The organism is Pantoea rwandensis, from assembly GCF_002095475.1.
GTDB lineage: Bacteria > Pseudomonadota > Gammaproteobacteria > Enterobacterales > Enterobacteriaceae > Pantoea > Pantoea rwandensis.
Genome location: NZ_MLFR01000032.1, coordinates 12669 through 29487, shown reverse-complemented (window position 1 = coordinate 29487; position 16819 = coordinate 12669). Strand labels below are relative to the sequence as shown.

15 protein-coding genes and 1 riboswitch are annotated in these 16819 nt (G+C 53.9%); of the genes, 7 read left to right on the top strand and 8 right to left on the bottom strand.

What is annotated here, in order from left to right:
- Window positions 1–14 precede the first annotated feature (14 nt).
- The gene (gene mglC, locus HA51_RS22595; protein WP_038645867.1) at window positions 15–1025 is read left to right on the top strand and encodes a galactose/methyl galactoside ABC transporter permease MglC; all 1011 of its coding nucleotides are present in this window, start codon (window positions 15–17) and stop codon (window positions 1023–1025) included.
- Window positions 1026–1873: 848 nt separating this feature from the next.
- Here the strand turns inward: mglC and sanA are convergent.
- The 6 genes from sanA to metG form a co-directional block, all read right to left on the bottom strand.
- Window positions 1874–2593, bottom strand: a complete 720-nt coding sequence (gene sanA / locus HA51_RS22585; protein ID WP_084937076.1) for an outer membrane permeability protein SanA — start codon at window positions 2591–2593, stop codon at window positions 1874–1876.
- Between the two features lie 295 nt (window positions 2594–2888).
- On the bottom strand, window positions 2889–4586 hold the full coding sequence (locus HA51_RS22580; protein WP_084937074.1) for an NAD-dependent malic enzyme: 1698 nt from the start codon (window positions 4584–4586) through the stop codon (window positions 2889–2891).
- A gap of 159 nt (window positions 4587–4745) precedes the next feature.
- Window positions 4746–5642, bottom strand: coding sequence for a cytidine deaminase (gene cdd, locus HA51_RS22575; protein WP_084937072.1), 897 nt, complete (start codon window positions 5640–5642; stop codon window positions 4746–4748).
- Window positions 5643–5767: 125 nt separating this feature from the next.
- Window positions 5768–6460 carry a CidB/LrgB family autolysis modulator gene (locus tag HA51_RS22570; protein WP_084937071.1) on the bottom strand — a complete coding sequence of 231 codons (693 nt, stop codon included), beginning with the start codon at window positions 6458–6460 and terminating at the stop codon, window positions 5768–5770.
- Entirely contained in the window at window positions 6453–6827 is a 375-nt protein-coding gene (locus HA51_RS22565; RefSeq protein ID WP_084937067.1) for a CidA/LrgA family protein, read from the bottom strand. Before HA51_RS22565 ends, HA51_RS22570 begins: the two co-directional genes overlap by 8 nt.
- A gap of 60 nt (window positions 6828–6887) precedes the next feature.
- Window positions 6888–9044: a methionine--tRNA ligase gene (metG, locus tag HA51_RS22560; protein ID WP_281253474.1), complete on the bottom strand. Its 2157-nt coding sequence runs from the start codon at window positions 9042–9044 to the stop codon at window positions 6888–6890.
- A gap of 18 nt (window positions 9045–9062) precedes the next feature.
- Here metG and apbC point away from each other — a divergent pair, with 18 nt between their 5' ends.
- The gene (gene apbC / locus HA51_RS22555) at window positions 9063–10175 is read left to right on the top strand and encodes an iron-sulfur cluster carrier protein ApbC (RefSeq protein ID WP_084937064.1); all 1113 of its coding nucleotides are present in this window, start codon (window positions 9063–9065) and stop codon (window positions 10173–10175) included.
- Here apbC and HA51_RS22550 read toward each other — a convergent pair.
- Window positions 10172–10624 carry a GNAT family N-acetyltransferase gene (locus HA51_RS22550; protein WP_084937062.1) on the bottom strand — a complete coding sequence of 151 codons (453 nt, stop codon included), beginning with the start codon at window positions 10622–10624 and terminating at the stop codon, window positions 10172–10174. The two genes, apbC and HA51_RS22550, sit on opposite strands and share 4 nt — an antisense overlap.
- Window positions 10625–11028: 404 nt before the next feature.
- On the opposite strand from HA51_RS22550, the gene ahpC reads away from it, so the two are divergent.
- Together ahpC and ahpF are read left to right on the top strand one after the other, a co-directional pair.
- On the top strand, window positions 11029–11592 hold the full coding sequence (ahpC, locus tag HA51_RS22545; protein WP_034824884.1) for an alkyl hydroperoxide reductase subunit C: 564 nt from the start codon (window positions 11029–11031) through the stop codon (window positions 11590–11592).
- 70 nt (window positions 11593–11662) lie between these two features.
- Window positions 11663–13231 carry an alkyl hydroperoxide reductase subunit F gene (gene ahpF, locus HA51_RS22540; protein ID WP_084937059.1) on the top strand — a complete coding sequence of 523 codons (1569 nt, stop codon included), beginning with the start codon at window positions 11663–11665 and terminating at the stop codon, window positions 13229–13231.
- Between the two features lie 65 nt (window positions 13232–13296).
- On the opposite strand, the gene HA51_RS22535 is transcribed toward ahpF, so the two are convergent.
- A complete protein-coding gene (locus HA51_RS22535; protein ID WP_084937056.1) occupies window positions 13297–13500 on the bottom strand; it encodes a hypothetical protein in 204 nt (67 codons plus the stop codon).
- Between the two features lie 323 nt (window positions 13501–13823).
- Window positions 13824–13919: riboswitch (TPP riboswitch) on the top strand.
- 33 nt (window positions 13920–13952) lie between these two features.
- On the opposite strand from HA51_RS22535, the gene thiM reads away from it, so the two are divergent.
- The 3 genes from thiM (at window position 13953) to fbaB (ending at window position 16739) form a co-directional block, all read left to right on the top strand.
- Entirely contained in the window at window positions 13953–14741 is a 789-nt protein-coding gene (thiM, locus tag HA51_RS22530) for a hydroxyethylthiazole kinase (RefSeq protein WP_084937054.1), read from the top strand.
- Window positions 14738–15538, top strand: a complete 801-nt coding sequence (gene thiD / locus HA51_RS22525) for a bifunctional hydroxymethylpyrimidine kinase/phosphomethylpyrimidine kinase (protein ID WP_084937052.1) — start codon at window positions 14738–14740, stop codon at window positions 15536–15538. The genes thiM and thiD overlap by 4 nt, the downstream gene beginning before the upstream one ends.
- A gap of 148 nt (window positions 15539–15686) precedes the next feature.
- A complete protein-coding gene (gene fbaB / locus HA51_RS22520; protein WP_084937050.1) occupies window positions 15687–16739 on the top strand; it encodes a class I fructose-bisphosphate aldolase in 1053 nt (350 codons plus the stop codon).
- Window positions 16740–16819 lie beyond the last annotated feature (80 nt).

Below are 16819 nucleotides of genomic sequence, written 5' to 3'. Positions count from 1 at the left end.
GCAAGGGCTTTAACATGAAAGCGACTACTAAAAAGAATGCGCTAACCTGGTTAAAAGAGGGCGGCATTTACGTTGTCCTGTTGGTACTGCTGGCAATTATTATCTTCCAGGACCCGACGTTTTTAAGTTTGATGAACCTGAGTAACATTCTGACCCAATCTTCGGTGCGTATTATTATTGCACTGGGTGTGGCCGGATTGATCGTTACGCAGGGTACTGACTTGTCAGCCGGGCGTCAGGTCGGTCTGGCGGCGGTGGTTGCGGCCACCTTACTGCAATCCATGGATAACGCCAACAAGGTGTTTCCGCACCTGGATACGGTTCCAATTCCACTGGTGATCCTGACCGTGTGCATCATCGGCGGTGTGATTGGCCTGGTGAACGGCGTGATCATTGCCTATCTGAAGGTGACGCCGTTCATCACCACGCTGGGCACCATGATTATCGTGTACGGCATTAACTCGCTGTATTACGACTTTGTCGGTGCTTCGCCGGTGGCGGGTTTTGACTCTGGCTTCTCCACCTTTGCGCAGGGCTTCTTACGTTTCGGTGACTTTAAGCTGTCGTTCATTACCTTCTACGCTTTTATCGCCATTATCTTCGTCTGGATTCTGTGGAACAAGACGCGCTTCGGTAAGAACATCTTCGCTATCGGTGGCAATCCAGAGGCTGCACGTGTTTCAGGTGTAAACGTGCCGCTGAACCTGATTCTGGTCTATGCGCTGTCAGGAGTGTTTTACGCCTTCGGCGGGATGTTAGAAGCGGGCCGTATCGGCAGTGCCACTAACAACCTCGGCTTTATGTATGAGCTGGATGCGATTGCGGCTTGCGTGGTTGGCGGCGTGTCGTTTGCCGGTGGTGTAGGTACCGTGGCAGGCGTGGTGACCGGTGTAATCATCTTCACCGTTATCAACTACGGTTTGACCTACATCGGCGTGAACCCTTACTGGCAGTACATTATCAAAGGCGGCATCATTATCTTCGCCGTAGCATTGGATTCACTGAAGTACGCACGTAAAAAATAAGACTGACACACAGCAACACATCACAGCAAAAAGCTTTATTGATAGCGTTACAAACGTTCAATTAAGGCTAAGTACAGATAAGGCTGCCATTTTTGAGATGGCAGCCTTTTTTGTTTATGTCAGCATGGCTGAGTGGCTGAGTGGCTGAGTGGCTGAGTGGCTGAGTGGCTGAGTGGCTGAGTGGCTGAGGCCTTTAGTATGGGGTGTGGAAGGGCGGGTGCGATGCAGGCCTTAGCCCCTCTGCTGCTGCCGGGCAGTCCTCGCGCCGCTGACGCGGTGCCTTCGGCTTCCACGTCGTGCCGACGGACCGTTCGGGTAAGGCCATCCAGGCCAACCCGAACTGCCAGTCGCATCCATGCGCCTGGCTCCTGGCCCAACGTAAAAGCCTCAGCGCTGTGGATAGCCCTTACAGCAGCAGAGGGGCTATGGCCTCAAACGTTGTACCCGTTGTCTGAACAGACGCTCGGCTTCCGTTTACATCCTTTGCAACAAATGCGGTGCCCTTATCCAACAGCACGCATTGCAGTCCAGCAGCAGGCTGGTGCCGCTTTGGGGCAGGCATTTCGCAGCGCTGAACGGAATGAGGAAGCCAGGAGAGCCAGCATGGATGCTGGCGAAAGGTGCAGCCGGGACAGGGAAAGTCCCGTCTGCGCCGGTCCGTCAGGCTGACGAGTGAAGTGAAGGCACCGCGACAGCGGCGCGAGGACCGCCAGCCCCCAAAGCTGCACCAGACAGCGTGAGCACGGTAGCCCAAAGCTGCACCAGACAGCGTGAGCACGCGAACTTAAAAGCAGCACCAGACTATTTAAACCGCAAGAACATGTTGCGTTGAGTGGTGCTATGCAAACTCACTTCTGCAACTTTTCTTCCAAATCCAGCAGCTGCTCTGGCGTCACCGCCGGGTAGCTCTGCGCATCTTCCGGCACTTCATGCACCGCTGGAATGGGCACCAGCGGACCGAGGAAGCGTGGTTCGCGTTTCATCAGATACAAATCGGCCAGCGCGCCTAAACGTGCACCTACTTCACGGACACGCACCGACAGCATATTTTTCGGCGATGGCACGGCATAACACTGCGCCTGAATACCCAAATGCTGGGCGATATAGAGTGCACGTTCACAGTGGAAGCGCTGAGTAATGATGATGAAATCGTTGGTATCGAATACTTTGCGCGTGCGCACTATCGAATCCAGCGTACGGAAGCCAGCATAATCCAGTACGATATCTGCAGGATCAACGCCAGCTTTGATCAGATCACGCCGCATGGTCATGGGTTCGTTATAGCTTTGCAGCGCATTGTCACCACTCAGTAGCAGATAGTTGACCTTGCCACTGTTGTAAGCGTTGAGTGCGCCTTGAATACGATAGAGGTAATACTGATTGATCACACCGGTGCGGTAATACTTGGCGGTACCTAAGACCACACCGACCTGCCGATGCGGCAAAGAAGTGACATCTTCGTAGATAAACGGGGCAGTTTTCCAGCTGATCCAGCGATCGAGGCCAAGCGCGGTCGCCACCATCAATAAGATGATGAAAAACAGACCAATGAAAACGCGTTTAATCATGCGCGTAGGCACTCGGTTAGCAGAAAACAGGATGGCTAAAGGCTACTTGAGGCGGGTGCGCTAAGCAAGTTAACAGCGGTTGTCTGGTGGTTTTTTAAGCGTAACCGGACCTAAACTTACCCATCATGCTTCAAATTACAGATACGATGGCTGCGTGATTACAGCCCAGTGACTGACTTAAGTCAGTCACTGGGGATTCACTCACTTGCCGGGTGATTCGACCAGTGCGGCCTCACCCTCTGTGGCAGCACTGTTAAAAAGCGTCATCTGACGCTTTTATCCGTGAGGGTGAAAATTAAATCGAGGTACGACGATAATGACGATACTGCGGCAGCCAGAAGTTGTTATTCACGGCTTTCGACAGCACATCTTCAGAGGTGACTACCGCGACACCGGCCAACTGCGCCGCTTTACCCACTTCCATGGCAATCAGCTTGGACACACCCTGGATATGTTTGAGCTCGGGTAACACCGGACCTTCACCATCATTGACCAATGGTGAGCAGTCTGCCAGTGAGCGGCTCGCTGTCATCAACATAGAGTCAGTGATGCGGGTCGCGCCTGCCGCGATAACGCCTAAGCCAATACCAGGGAAGATATAGGAGTTATTGCACTGCGCAATCGGGAAGGTTTTACCTTTCCAGGTCACCGGTGCAAATGGGCTACCGGTCGCAACCAGTGCTTCGCCATCGGTCCAGGCGATAATGTCCGCTGGCGTGGCCTCAACGCGTGACGTCGGGTTAGACAGCGGCATCACAATCGGACGCTTGGTGTGTTTATGCATCTCGCGGATGATCTCTTCGGTGAACAGGCCCGGCTGGCCGGATACGCCGATCAAGATATCGGGCTTGGCATTGCGCACCACATCCAGCAAAGAAATTGAATCGCTGGTGACGTCCCAATCCTTCAGGTTGGCGCTCTTCTGCACCAGCTTGCTCTGGAAATCGAGCAGGTTTGGCAGTTTGTCGGTCAGCAGACCAAAGCGATCAACCATCAGTACGCGCGCACGCGCTTCATCGTCGCTTAAACCTTCTGATTTCATCTGGGCAATGATCTGCTCGGCGATACCACAACCTGCGGAGCCTGCACCCAAGAACACCACTTTCTGCTCGCAAAGGCGGCTGCCTGCGGCACGGCTGGCAGCGATCAGGGTGCCGACGGTGACAGCGGCGGTGCCTTGAATGTCATCGTTAAAGCAGCAGACTTCATCACGGTAGCGCTCCAGCAGAGGCATGGCGTTTTTCTGTGCGAAGTCTTCAAACTGCAGCAGCACATTTGGCCAGCGGCGTTTTACCGCCTGAATGAATTCATCGACAAAGGCTTCATACTCTGCACCGGTGATACGCGGGTGACGCCAGCCCATATACAGCGGGTCATTCAACAGCTGCTGGTTATTGGTGCCCACATCTAGCACCACTGGAAGGGTGTATGCCGGGCTGATGCCACCACACGCGGTGTAGAGTGACAGCTTACCGATTGGAATACCCATACCACCGATACCGAGGTCGCCAAGGCCAAGAATACGCTCGCCATCGGTTACCACAATCACTTTCACGTTCTGCTTGGTGGCGTTCTGCAGCATGTCTTCAATGCGGTCGCGATTGTTATACGAGATAAACACACCGCGCGCGCGGCGATAAATTTCAGAGAAGTGTTCACAGGCCGCGCCGACCGTCGGGGTGTAAATGATCGGCATCATCTCTTCCAGATGATTATCGAGTAGACGGTAGAACAGGGTTTCGTTGGTGTCCTGGATGTTGCGCAGATAGACATGCTTGTCGTTATTGTTTTTGAAGTCCAGGAACTGACGCCAGGCACGTTCTGCCTGCTCTTCGATGGTTTCAACGGCTTCAGGCAAGAGACCATTGAGGTTAAATTCGTTGCGCTCTTCCAGGCTGAAGGCGCTGCCTTTATTCAACAGCGGGAATTCCAGCAGGATCGGACCCGCGTAAGGAATATACAGCGGACGTTTACTTTCGTAGTCGAGTTCCATGCAGTGCTTGCTCCGGTTGCAGTGTTTTCTGACGTTCACCGGGAAAAGGTAACGCCAGACCTGTTTCTTGTGAAAGGGATTCTGGCGACGATCCTATGAGTTTTCCTGCAGATGTACAGTTATTGTTAATACAAGTTCACAAAAGCGGTAAAAGGATCACTAAACTGATGTTTTCGAAACTAAAGTAAGTGAGAAGTCCTCACAACCCAGCGCCGCAAGCGTTGATTGCGTAGCATCTTGCTGACTCAATGTGCTGTTCTCACACTCCGCGAGTACGGCTTGTTTCACCGTATTCAGTGCTTCATTGCTCATGTTCATCATAATCAGTGCAGCCTGTAAGGGTGGCAGGCTTGGGTTGAAGGCCGCATTTTCAGCATAGCGCCCACTGAAGATTTTCCCGCTTTGGCTACGCAAGGCCACACCACTGAAACTGTGGCTGTAAGGCGCATGGCTTTGATTCGCGGCATCAATCGCGGCCTGTTGCAACGCTTCGCCCTGCAGTGGGAAACCGTGGTTGATTGGGGTTAGCAGACGTTCTGTGATGTTGAGATCGGCCGGTCCAAAGGCATCAGGCAAATAATCGCCCAGTGTGCTGATCGCGCGTCCTGGCAAACTAATGCGGATGGCTGTGCCGCTGTTCAGCTCATTCATAAACTGTCGGCAGTGGCCGCAGGGCGTGTAGTTGACGGTAATGGCATCCAACTTTTCCTCACCGTTCAACCAGGCATGGGTAATGGCACTTTGCTCCGCGTGCACGGTTTGCTGCAGCGGTGTGTGCTCAAACTCCATATTGGCGCCAAAGTACCAGTGACCACTGACACCACGAGAAATTGCACCCACGTTAAAGTTAGAAATCGTTGCCACTGCGCAACAGGCAGCCATCGGTAACAGCGCCAGGGCCAACGCGTCATCATCCAGACCGGTCTCCTGCTTCAAATGCGCCACGTCATGCGGGCGTAACACACCCTTAAAATCAGCCGAATCCAGCAACGGTTGAATCGCCGTTTGCAGCGCAGCGGGCAGGGCAGAGAAAGCGGTGGTGAATCGTGGATGCATGATGTGATGACCTCATTAACGCGTTAGCGGCAATGCGCCGCCTAAAGGGTTATATGTGATCCATGTCGCTATGACAATGTAAGCTGATTCGCTTGTTTCAACTTTGCGAGACCTATCGCAAAGTTTTAGCCAAACCAGTGCATCAGTATCGGGAAGAGGAACGGGGCCAACAGCGAAGTGATAATGCCGCAGATCACCAATGCCAAGGAGCTAAATGCGCCCTCCTGATAATCAACCTCTGCTGCGCGTGCGGTTCCCAAAGCATGTGATGCATTGCCAATGGCTAACCCGCGTGAGGATTTACTGCGTACGTTACACAGGTTGAGCAGCATATGACCAAATACCGCGCCGAGTACGCCTGCAATCAACACGCAGATAGCACTGATGGCCGGAATACCGTGCAGCGAGCCTGACACCGCCATGGCAATCGGGGTAGTGACAGATTTCGGCATAATGGTCGCCGCAATTTCCGGTGTTGCCCCCATCCACAGCGCAATTGCAGTGCCGGAGACCATTGCCGTAATACTGCCGATGAAACAAACGCTGATGATGGTTTTCCAGCGTGCACGGATCTGATGCATTTGCTCATAAAGCGGCAATGCCAGTGCGACCACAGCGGGTTGTAGCAGTTGGTTTAACAGGGTGCTGCCCGCGAAATAGCGGGTATAGGGGATGTGAGTTAATAGCAGGATCGGAATCACGATTGCCATCGCGACCAACAGCGGATTGATGATCGAGATATTGATTTTGGCTGCCAGCTTACGCGCCAGCAGAAAGGCTACCACGGTGAGCGGCAGTGACCACCAAGCGTCAGTCATGAGGCTGCTCCTTCGGGCGCTGCAAACGCTCGGCGCTTAAGCCAACAATCAACAACACCACAAAGGTGCTCACCACACAGGAAACCACAATCGGGCCAAACTGCGCGCTAAGGATATCGGTGTAACCCATCACGCCCACGCTGATCGGTACAAACAACAGCGCCATATAACGGATCAATAAATGGCATCCCGGTTTAACCCAGCCCACTGGCAAAATTTGCAGCGCCAGCAAGGTGAACAGCAGCAACATGCCAATAATGCTGCCCGGAATAGTAAACGGCAGTAGGGCAGCAATACCGTTACCGGCATAGAGCGCAGCATAAATAATCACAAAGGCACGCAAATAGTGCCAGCAAGCAGTTAGCACGACAGGCTCCAGAACTCAAAGCGCCATAAAAAAAGCCGCCTCAGTAGGCGGCTTGTTCATTTATTTAACCTGCATACCCGGTTTTGCACCGCTATCAACCGACAGGACAAACAGGTCTGAACCGCCAGAACCGGCAGACAACACCATGCCTTCCGACACGCCGAAACGCATCTTACGCGGTGCGAGGTTGGCGACGATGATGGTCATCTTGCCGACCAGCACAGACGGATCGGGATAGGCCGCACGAATACCCGAGAAAATCTGACGCTTCTCGCCGCCGAGATCCAGCTCCAGGCGCAGCAGTTTGTCAGACCCTTCCACCAGCTCGGCTTTCTCGATCAGCGCCACGCGCATATCGACCTTGGCGAAATCGTCGATGGTGATGGTGTCACCTATCGGCGCATCTGCCAGTGGGCCGGTTGCCGCAGGTTTATTAGCGGCAGCGGCGTCCTCTTTAGAAGCTTCGATCAACCCTTCAACCTTGGTCATTTCGATACGGCCATACAGCGCTTTGAACGGTGCAACTTCATGATCCAGCAGCGGCTGTGCAATCGCATCCCAGCTCAGTTCGCTCTGCAAGAATGCTTCAGTGCGTGCGGTTAGCGATGGCAATACCGGCTTCAGCCAGGTCATCAATACGCGGAACAGGTTGATGCCCATCGAGCAGATCGCTTGCAGGTCAGCATCGCGGCCTTCCTGTTTCGCCACTACCCACGGTGCTTGCTCGTCCACGTAGCGGTTAGCGATATCTGCCAGCGCCATGATTTCACGGATCGCACGGTTATATTCGCGGCTTGCCCAAGCTTCGCCAATCTTCTCTGACGCATCGACGAAGGTCTGGTACAGCGCCGGATCGGCCAGCTCGCTCGACAGTTTGCCGCCGAAGCGTTTGGCGATAAAGCCCGCGTTACGCGAAGCCAGGTTAACGACCTTGTTGACGATATCCGCATTCACGCGCTGCACGAAATCTTCCAGGTTCAGGTCGATATCGTCGATGCGTGAAGAGAGCTTCGCCGCGTAGTAATAGCGCAGGCTGTCAGCATCCAGATGTTGCAACCAGGTGCTGGCTTTAATGAAAGTACCGCGTGATTTGGACATCTTCGCGCCGTTAACCGTCACATAGCCGTGTACAAACAGATTGGTTGGCTTACGGAAGTTGCTGCCTTCTAACATCGCTGGCCAGAACAGGCTGTGGAAGTAAACGATGTCTTTACCGATGAAGTGATACAGCTCGGTGGAAGAATCTTTTTTCCAGAACTCGTCGAAGTCGATGTTGCCGCGCTTGTCGCACAGGTTTTTAAAGGAACCCATGTAGCCAATTGGCGCATCCAGCCAAACGTAGAAGTATTTGCCTGGCGCATCCGGAATTTCAAAGCCGAAGTAAGGCGCATCGCGTGAGATATCCCACTGCTGCAAGCCGGAGTCGAACCACTCCTGCATTTTGTTCGCCACTTGCTCCTGCAACGCACCAGAGCGCGTCCAGGCCTGCAGCATGGCGCTGAATGACGGCAGATCAAAGAAGAAGTGCTCTGAATCACGCAATACCGGCGTTGCGCCAGAGACCACGGATTTAGGATCGATCAGTTCGGTTGGGCTGTAAGTCGCGCTGCACACTTCGCAGTTATCGCCATACTGATCCGGTGACTTACATTTCGGGCAAGTTCCTTTCACAAAGCGATCGGGCAGGAACATGCCTTTTTCCGGATCGTACAGCTGTGAAATGGTGCGGTTCTTAATGAAACCGTTTTCTTTCAGACGACCATAGATCAACTCCGACAACTGACGGTTTTCGTCGCCGTGCGTGGAGTGATAGTTGTCGTAGCTGATGTCGAAGCCAGCGAAGTCAGTTTCGTGCTCCTGCTTCATCTCGGCGATCATCTGCTCAGGTGGGATACCCAGCTGTTGTGCTTTCAGCATGATCGGCGTGCCGTGGGCATCGTCTGCGCAGATGAAGTAAACCTGGTTGCCACGCATTCGCTGGTAACGGACCCAAATGTCAGCCTGAATGTGTTCAAGCATGTGACCGAGATGGATTGAACCGTTTGCGTACGGCAGTGCGCACGTTACCAGAATTTTTTTAGCGACTTGAGTCATAGTTTGCGTAGCGTTCCGTGAATAAAAATCGGGCTTAGATGTTACCCGAAGCACCCTCTGGCGTAAACACAACTGGACGGCATCTGATATTATTGAAGATACATCGCCGTGATTTGGCGTCATGAAAGATAAGGAGTTGGGATGACTTCACAATCCCGGGAACATCATTCGCCCGAAGCGTTGCGCGCCGTGGTTATCGGCGTGCTGAGTGACTTTGAACATCCGACACTGCATCACAACCTGACCACCCTGAAAGCGCTGCGCCATGTGGCCATGCTGGATGACAAGTTGCACATTGAATTGGTGATGCCGTTTGCCTGGGCCTCAGCCTTCGAAGAGCTGAAAGCACAAGTCAGCGCCGAGCTGCTGCGACTCACCCACGCCAGCGCCATCGACTGGCGTTTGCGCCACGACATCGCCACACTGAAGCGCGTGAAAAATCACCCCGGCGCCACTGGCGTGAAAAACATCATCGCGGTGAGTTCCGGTAAAGGTGGCGTGGGCAAATCCAGCACCGCGGTGAACATGGCGCTGGCGCTGATCGCCGAAGGTGCGCGCGTGGGAATTCTTGATGCGGATATTTACGGCCCATCGATCCCCAATATGCTCGGCACCGAAAGCCAGCGTCCGACTTCGCCGGACGGCACGCATATGGCCCCGATCATGGCACACGGACTGGCGACCAACTCGATTGGCTATCTGGTGACCGATGAAAATGCCATGGTGTGGCGCGGTCCTATGGCCAGTAAAGCCTTGATGCAGTTGCTGAACGAGACGATGTGGCCGGATTTGGATTACCTGATTCTCGATATGCCGCCGGGCACGGGCGATATCCAGTTAACGCTGGCGCAAAACGTACCAGTGACGGGTGCGCTGGTGGTGACCACGCCGCAGGACATCGCACTGATTGATGCGAGAAAAGGGATTGTGATGTTTGAAAAGGTTAGCGTTCCGGTGCTGGGTATCGTCGAGAATATGAGCATTCATATTTGCAGTGAATGCGGCCATCACGAGCCGATTTTTGGCACTGGCGGCGCGCAAAAACTGGCAGCCGATTACCACACGCAGCTGCTGGCGCAATTGCCGCTGCACATCAATCTGCGTGAGGATCTGGATGATGGCGAGCCGACGGTGATCCGCCGTCCGGACAGCGAATTCACCGCGCTGTATCGTCAGTTGGCGGGGCGCGTGGCGGCCCAACTCTACTGGCAGGGCGATGTGATCCCGGCCGATATTGCTTTCCGCGCGGTTTAACGCAGCGATTTTCCGCTGGCGCGAGCCGTCAGCGGAAAATGCATCAGCACATATTTTCCCTGTTCACTCTCACCGGTTGCTTCACGCTGCCAGCCGTGCTTAAGGTAAAACGCCTGCGCAGGTTCATTCAGCATCAGGCATTTCAACACGCCGGTTGAGGTAAAGCGCTGCTGCACCGCCTCCAGCAGGGCGCTGCCCACGCCACGTCCCTGATACTCGGGATCGACATACAGGCTGTGCAGGAAATTATCGTTAGGAAGGATGCCAGCAAATCCGGCGCGGTGGCCCTCGACGAACGCCACTAACACCGTTTCACCCAATATCACCCCATCCAGGTCTTCCAGCGCCCAATTATCGCCATCCAACCAGGTCCAGCTATGACGACGTGACGCCAGAAACAGCGTGCGCAGAAAAGGGCGGTCGGCTTCCTCAAATAATCGAATTTCCAAGCAGGGGCTCCAGCATATAAAAGGGGATGTCGCATAACGGCGGCCCTACAACAAAGCAGGATTTTTGTAGGGGCCGCATTTATGCGTACCTTTTGCCATTGGTGGCGGTCGCCATAAATGGCAACCCTACAACAAAGCAGGATTTTCGTAGGGTACGCATTTATGCGTACCTTTTGCCATTGGTGGCGGTCGCGTTAAATTGCGACCCCAGGTAACAGTAGTCGACGGAAAAAGATAAAGCCTGTCAAATCATCAGGTTTTCTGTGTAGAATGCCGCGGCAAGCCGCATGGAATCTGGCATCAGCGCTTTGATAGCTTTTGATTATCTAATTGATAACGTCTGCGTATTAGAAGTTGGCCCGAAAAAACTGTAACTTGCATCACATCTTTTAACGGAGGTCACCATGTCCATCATTAATACCAAAATCAAACCATTCAAAAACGCAGCGTTCAAAAACGGCGAATTCATCGACGTAACCGAGAAAGACGTTGAAGGTAAATGGAGTGTCTTCTTCTTCTACCCGGCTGACTTCACCTTCGTTTGCCCAACTGAACTGGGTGATGTTGCAGACCACCACGAAGAACTGCAGAAACTGGGTGTAGACATCTACTCTGTTTCTACCGACACGCACTTTACCCACAAAGCCTGGCACGGTTCTTCCGAAACCATCGCAAAAATCAAATATGCGATGATCGGCGACCCAACTGGCGCACTGACCCGTAACTTCGAAATCATGCGCGAAGACGAAGGTCTGGCTGACCGTGGTACCTTCATTGTTGACCCACAGGGCATCATCCAGGCTATCGAAATCACCGCTGAAGGCATTGGCCGTGACGCATCTGACCTGATCCGCAAAATCAAAGCGGCTCAGTATGTGGCTTCTCACCCAGGTGAAGTTTGCCCAGCTAAATGGAAAGAAGGCGAAGCAACACTGGCTCCATCTCTGGACCTGGTTGGCAAAATCTAAGTCACACCCAGCCATTCGATCTTTCTCAATCGGGTGCTACGGCACCCGATTTTCTTGACAGGAACTCACTATGCTCGATACCAATTTAAAAACACAGCTCAAGGCTTACCTTGAGAAATTAACGAAACCGGTTGAGTTGATTGCCACTCTGGATGATGGCGCTAAATCTGCAGAGATTCGTTCTCTGCTGACCGATATCGCGAGCTTGTCAGAAAAAGTCAGCTTCCGTGAAGAGAATGATCGTCCGGTTCGTAAACCCTCTTTCCTGATCACTAACCCAGGCAGCCACAGCGGTCCACGCTTCGCCGGCTCGCCAATGGGACACGAATTTACTTCACTGGTGCTGGCACTGTTACAGACCGGTGGACACCCTTCGAAAGAGTCGCAGAGTCTGCTGGAGCAAGTGGTTGCTCTGGACACTGACCTGCATTTCGAAACCTATTATTCGCTTTCATGCCACAACTGCCCTGACGTGGTACAGGCACTGAACCTGATGGCGGTTCTGAACCCACGCATCAGCCACACCGCCATCGACGGCGGCATGTTCCAGAACGAAATCACTGAGCGCAATGTGATGGGCGTTCCTGCGGTATTCCTGAACGGCAAAGAGTTCGGTCAAGGTCGTTTGAGCCTCGCAGAAATCGTCGGCAAAGTGGACACCAACGCTGAAAAACGCGCGGCGGAAGAGCTGAACAAACGTGAAGCCTATGAAGTGCTGATCGTGGGTAGCGGCCCTGCGGGTGCAGCGGCAGCCATCTACTCTGCGCGTAAAGGTATCCGCACTGGCCTGATGGGCGAGCGTTTTGGTGGCCAGGTGCTCGACACCGTAGACATCGAAAACTACATCTCAGTACAGAAAACCGAAGGCGCGAAGCTGGCTGGCTCTCTGCGTGCCCACGTTGATGACTACGATGTCGACGTGATTGACACCCAAAGCGCTATCAAGCTGATCCCCGCAGCCAAAGAGGGCGGACTGCACGCCATTGAAACCGCTTCTGGTGCCGTGCTGAAATCACGCAGCATCATCATTGCGACCGGCGCACGCTGGCGCAACATGGGTGTGCCGGGTGAAGAGCAGTATCGCACCAAAGGCGTCACCTATTGCCCACATTGCGATGGCCCGCTGTTCAAAGGCAAGCGCACTGCGGTGATCGGCGGCGGTAACTCCGGTGTTGAAGCGGCTATCGATTTGGCTGGCCTGGTTGAGCACGTGACGCTGCTGGAATTTGCCAGCGAAATGCGCGCCGACAAAGTGCTGCAGGACAAACTGCGCAGCCTGAAAAACGTAGATGTGATTCTGAATGCGCAGACCACTGAAGTGAAAGGCGACGGCAGCAAAGTGACCGGTTTGAGCTATATCGACCGTAACAATCAGACCAGCCATGAGATCGCGCTGAGCGGCATCTTCGTGCAGATTGGTCTGTTGCCCAACACCACCTTCCTCGAAGGTGCGGTGGAGCGTAACAAAATGGGCGAGATCATCATCGACGCCAAATGCGAAACCAGCCTGAAAGGCGTGTTCGCGGCGGGTGACTGCACCACGGTGCCGTACAAGCAGATCATTATCGCCAGCGGTGAAGGTGCGAAAGCCTCACTTAGCGCGTTCGATTACCTGATCCGCACCCAACCGGCTGAATAAGTTTTATTGCGATAGCCACGCAGCAGCCCCGTAACCTCTGTTACGGGGTTTTTTTTGCCTAACATTTATCCCAGCCAGCGGCAGGCTTGCGCATCGCTGATATCACGGTAATACACTTTATGGAGTCGTTCGCCACAACGTTTGCATTGTGCTTCAACATGGGTGGAAAAATAATGGCGCCCACTGGGTGAAATAGCACCTTTACGTGAAATACGAATATGATGCCAGGCATGTGCGTGCGGAATGAAATTAAATAACGGTAGCTTCATTATTGATTCCGGAATGGGAGGAATAAAGTCTGTCTTCAAGTCCGGAGGGGGATTAGGCCGTTTAATGCGGCGTGAGGCGTTGATACTAATCAATTTGTGGTATTGATTTTATCAATTCCCTTATTTTTACCAGAATAGATTCATTATTTCTCTGATGTTGAATGTTTATTATTTTAGCGAATTTGATCTGGCTATATTTATTTCCTTTTTCATGACGCACTGACACGTTTTAATTTTGATATGTCGCAATTATTCGTGATGCCCATAGGCTACAATTTACATCCCTCGCCACAAGCCTTATCCTGTCGTTGGCATGTTCACCATGCCGTGACTCGGGGTGCCCCTGTTAAACAGGGCTGAGATACACCCGCTGACCTGATCTGGATAATGCCAGCGTAGGGAAGTCAGATGCCTGACCGCATTCGCCTTCTTGATCGCCGGTTGGGAGTTTTATGAAACACACGCCTGACCTACTTACCCCCGCGCAACTCGCGCACTCCCTGCAATTGTTGCGTCAGCAAAAGCCGCTGGTGCACTGCATGACCAATGATGTGGTGCAAACCTTTACCGCGAACGTATTGCTGGCGCTGCAAGCTTCTCCCGCGATGGTGATTGATGCCGAAGAAGCTGCGCAGTTCGCTGGATTTGCCGATGCCCTGCTGATCAACGTTGGGACGCTAACGCGCGATCGGCGTGATGCGATGTTGGCTGCGGTACAGGCTGCACAAAAGGCCGGCACGCCCTGGACGCTCGATCCAGTTGCGGTTGGCGCGCTCTCACTGCGTACCGCGTTTTGCCAGCAACTGCTTGCCCTGCAACCGGCCGCGATTCGCGGTAACGCTTCCGAAATTCTTGCCTTGGCCAATCAGGCCCCAGGCGGGCGCGGCGTGGACAGCGTGCATCAGGCCGATGCCGCGCTCAGCGCCGCCCAGCAACTCGCTAAGGATTATCAAACCATTGTGGCTGTCACTGGTGAAGTCGATTACATCACCGATGGTCATCATACGCTGGCGATTCCAGGCGGTAGCCCGCTGATGACGCGCGTGGTGGGCACCGGGTGTGCGCTTTCTGCGGTTGTGGCGGCATTGAGTAGTTTGCCAGGCGAGCGCTTGCAGCATGTCGCAGCAGCGTGCCGTATTGTGTCGCTGGCAGGTGAACAAGCGGCGCGTAAAGCACAAGGGCCGGGGAGTTTCGTGGCTGAATTCCTCGACGAATTATGGACGCTGGAGGTGGCGCAATGAAACGCATTAATGCCCTGACCATTGCGGGTACCGATCCGAGCGGCGGTGCCGGCATTCAAGCCGATCTCAAGGCCTTCTCCGCCTTAGGTGCTTATGGCACCAGCGTAATTACCGCGCTGGTGGCGCAGAACACCTGCGGCGTGCAGTCGGTCTATCGCATCGAACCCGATTTTGTCGGTGCACAGTTGGATTCTGTGCTGAGCGATGTGCGCATTGATGCCGCTAAAATCGGCATGCTGGCGGAAACGGCGGTGGTAGAAGTGGTGGCCGAACGACTGAAACGCGCCAGCCTGCCGTTTGTGGTACTGGATACGGTGATGATTGCCAAAAGCGGTGATGCGTTGCTGTCGCCAGACGCGGTGGCCAGCATTCGTGAACTGCTGCTGCCCCAGGTTTCACTGATCACACCTAATTTACCAGAAGCCGCCGCGTTGTTAGGGCGCGATATGGCGCTGGATGAGAAAACCATGCTGCTGCAAGGTGATGCGCTGCTGGATCTTGGCTGTGAAGCGGTATTAATGAAGGGCGGTCATCTCAGTGATGCAGAAAGCCCGGACTGGCTGATCACGCGTGCAGGCCGACAGCGCTTCACGGCGCCGCGCGTCAACACGCGTCATACCCACGGCACGGGTTGCTCACTGTCAGCCGCACTGGCGGCGCTGCGCCCACGGCATGACAACTGGGCTGACACGGTCACTGAAGCCAAAGCCTGGCTGCAGCAAGCCCTGCTGCATGCTGACTCACTGGAAGTCGGTAAAGGCATTGGGCCAGTGCACCATTTCCATCAGTGGTGGTAGGGCGTAACGCCAGATTGCCGCTTTTTTACTGCGTATCCGTCTGAAAAATGGTGTCAGCAATTTGCCAGCCTGGCGCTTTTCGGTCCAGGCTGTTGGGGGCGAATCGGCAAGTGCCGGTTCCAATCCAGCCATTTATTCAGGAGCCAACATGACGGACATCGTACAGTTATTGGGCAAAGAAGCGGATTCACTTCTTCAACATCGCTGCATGACCCTTCCAGCGGACAGCCTTTATTTACCAGGCGCGGATTTCGTTGATCGTGTAATGATCGACAACAATCGTTCTCCTACCGTACTGCGCAATATGCAAACCCTCTACAACACCGGCCGCCTGGCGGGCACGGGGTATCTGTCGATTTTGCCGGTCGATCAGGGAGTAGAGCACTCCGCAGGGGCATCGTTTGCCGCTAACCCCGCTTATTTCGATCCGAAGAACATCGTTGAGCTGGCGATTGAAGCCGGCTGTAACTGCGTGGCATCCACTTATGGCGTGTTGGCCTCCGTATCGCGCCGCTATGCGCACCGCATTCCGTTTATGGTGAAACTGAACCACAACGAGACGCTGAGCTATCCCACCCAGTACGATCAAACCTTGTATGCCAGCGTTGAACAAGCCTTCAATCTGGGTGCAGTAGCAGTAGGCGCGACGATTTACTTCGGTTCTGAGCAATCACGTCGTCAGATTGAAGAGATCTCAGCGGCCTTTGAGCGTGCACATGAGTTAGGCATGGTGACCGTGCTGTGGGCTTATCTGCGCAATGATGGCTTCAAGAAAGACGGCGTGGATTACCATGCCAGCGCGGATTTAACCGGCCAGGCCAACCATCTGGCGGCGACTATTGGTGCGGATATCGTTAAGCAGAAGATGGCCGAGAACAACGGCGGCTATAAAGCGGTGAAATTCGGTCACACCGATGAGCGAGTGTACAGCAAGCTGACCACTGAGAACCCCATTGATCTGGTGCGCTACCAGTTGGCGAACTGCTATATGGGCCGTGCGGGACTGATCAACTCCGGTGGCGCTTCTGCAGGTGCAACTGATGTGGCGGAATCGGTACGTACTGCGGTGATCAACAAACGTGCCGGCGGTATGGGGCTGATTCTGGGGCGCAAAGCGTTTAAGAAGTCGCTGAAAGAGGGCGTGGAGCTGATTAATGCCGTGCAGGATGTGTATCTGTCGAAAGACGTCACCATTGCTTGATTAAACCTGGCTAACTTGCCATTTCGCGGGCGGGCAGTGCTCGTCCCTGGTCACATACTGATGTATGTTCCCAGGGGCTG

Bases quoted from the DNA above. Each gene is read 5' to 3' on its own strand.
- mglC (WP_038645867.1), top strand. From the start codon at position 15: ATGAAAGCGACTACTAAAAAGAATGCGCTAACCTGGTTAAAAGAGGGC.
- sanA (WP_084937076.1), bottom strand. From the start codon at position 2,593: ATGATTAAACGCGTTTTCATTGGTCTGTTTTTCATCATCTTATTGATG.
- ahpC (WP_034824884.1), top strand. From the start codon at position 11,029: ATGTCCATCATTAATACCAAAATCAAACCATTCAAAAACGCAGCGTTC.
- ahpF (WP_084937059.1), top strand. From the start codon at position 11,663: ATGCTCGATACCAATTTAAAAACACAGCTCAAGGCTTACCTTGAGAAA.
- HA51_RS22535 (WP_084937056.1), bottom strand. From the start codon at position 13,500: ATGAAGCTACCGTTATTTAATTTCATTCCGCACGCACATGCCTGGCAT.
- thiM (WP_084937054.1), top strand. From the start codon at position 13,953: ATGAAACACACGCCTGACCTACTTACCCCCGCGCAACTCGCGCACTCC.
- fbaB (WP_084937050.1), top strand. From the start codon at position 15,687: ATGACGGACATCGTACAGTTATTGGGCAAAGAAGCGGATTCACTTCTT.
- HA51_RS22580 (WP_084937074.1), bottom strand. From the start codon at position 4,586: ATGGAACTCGACTACGAAAGTAAACGTCCGCTGTATATTCCTTACGCG.
- metG (WP_281253474.1), bottom strand. From the start codon at position 9,044: ATGACGCCAAATCACGGCGATGTATCTTCAATAATATCAGATGCCGTC.
- cdd (WP_084937072.1), bottom strand. From the start codon at position 5,642: ATGCATCCACGATTCACCACCGCTTTCTCTGCCCTGCCCGCTGCGCTG.
- HA51_RS22570 (WP_084937071.1), bottom strand. From the start codon at position 6,460: ATGACTGACGCTTGGTGGTCACTGCCGCTCACCGTGGTAGCCTTTCTG.
- thiD (WP_084937052.1), top strand. From the start codon at position 14,738: ATGAAACGCATTAATGCCCTGACCATTGCGGGTACCGATCCGAGCGGC.
- apbC (WP_084937064.1), top strand. From the start codon at position 9,063: ATGACTTCACAATCCCGGGAACATCATTCGCCCGAAGCGTTGCGCGCC.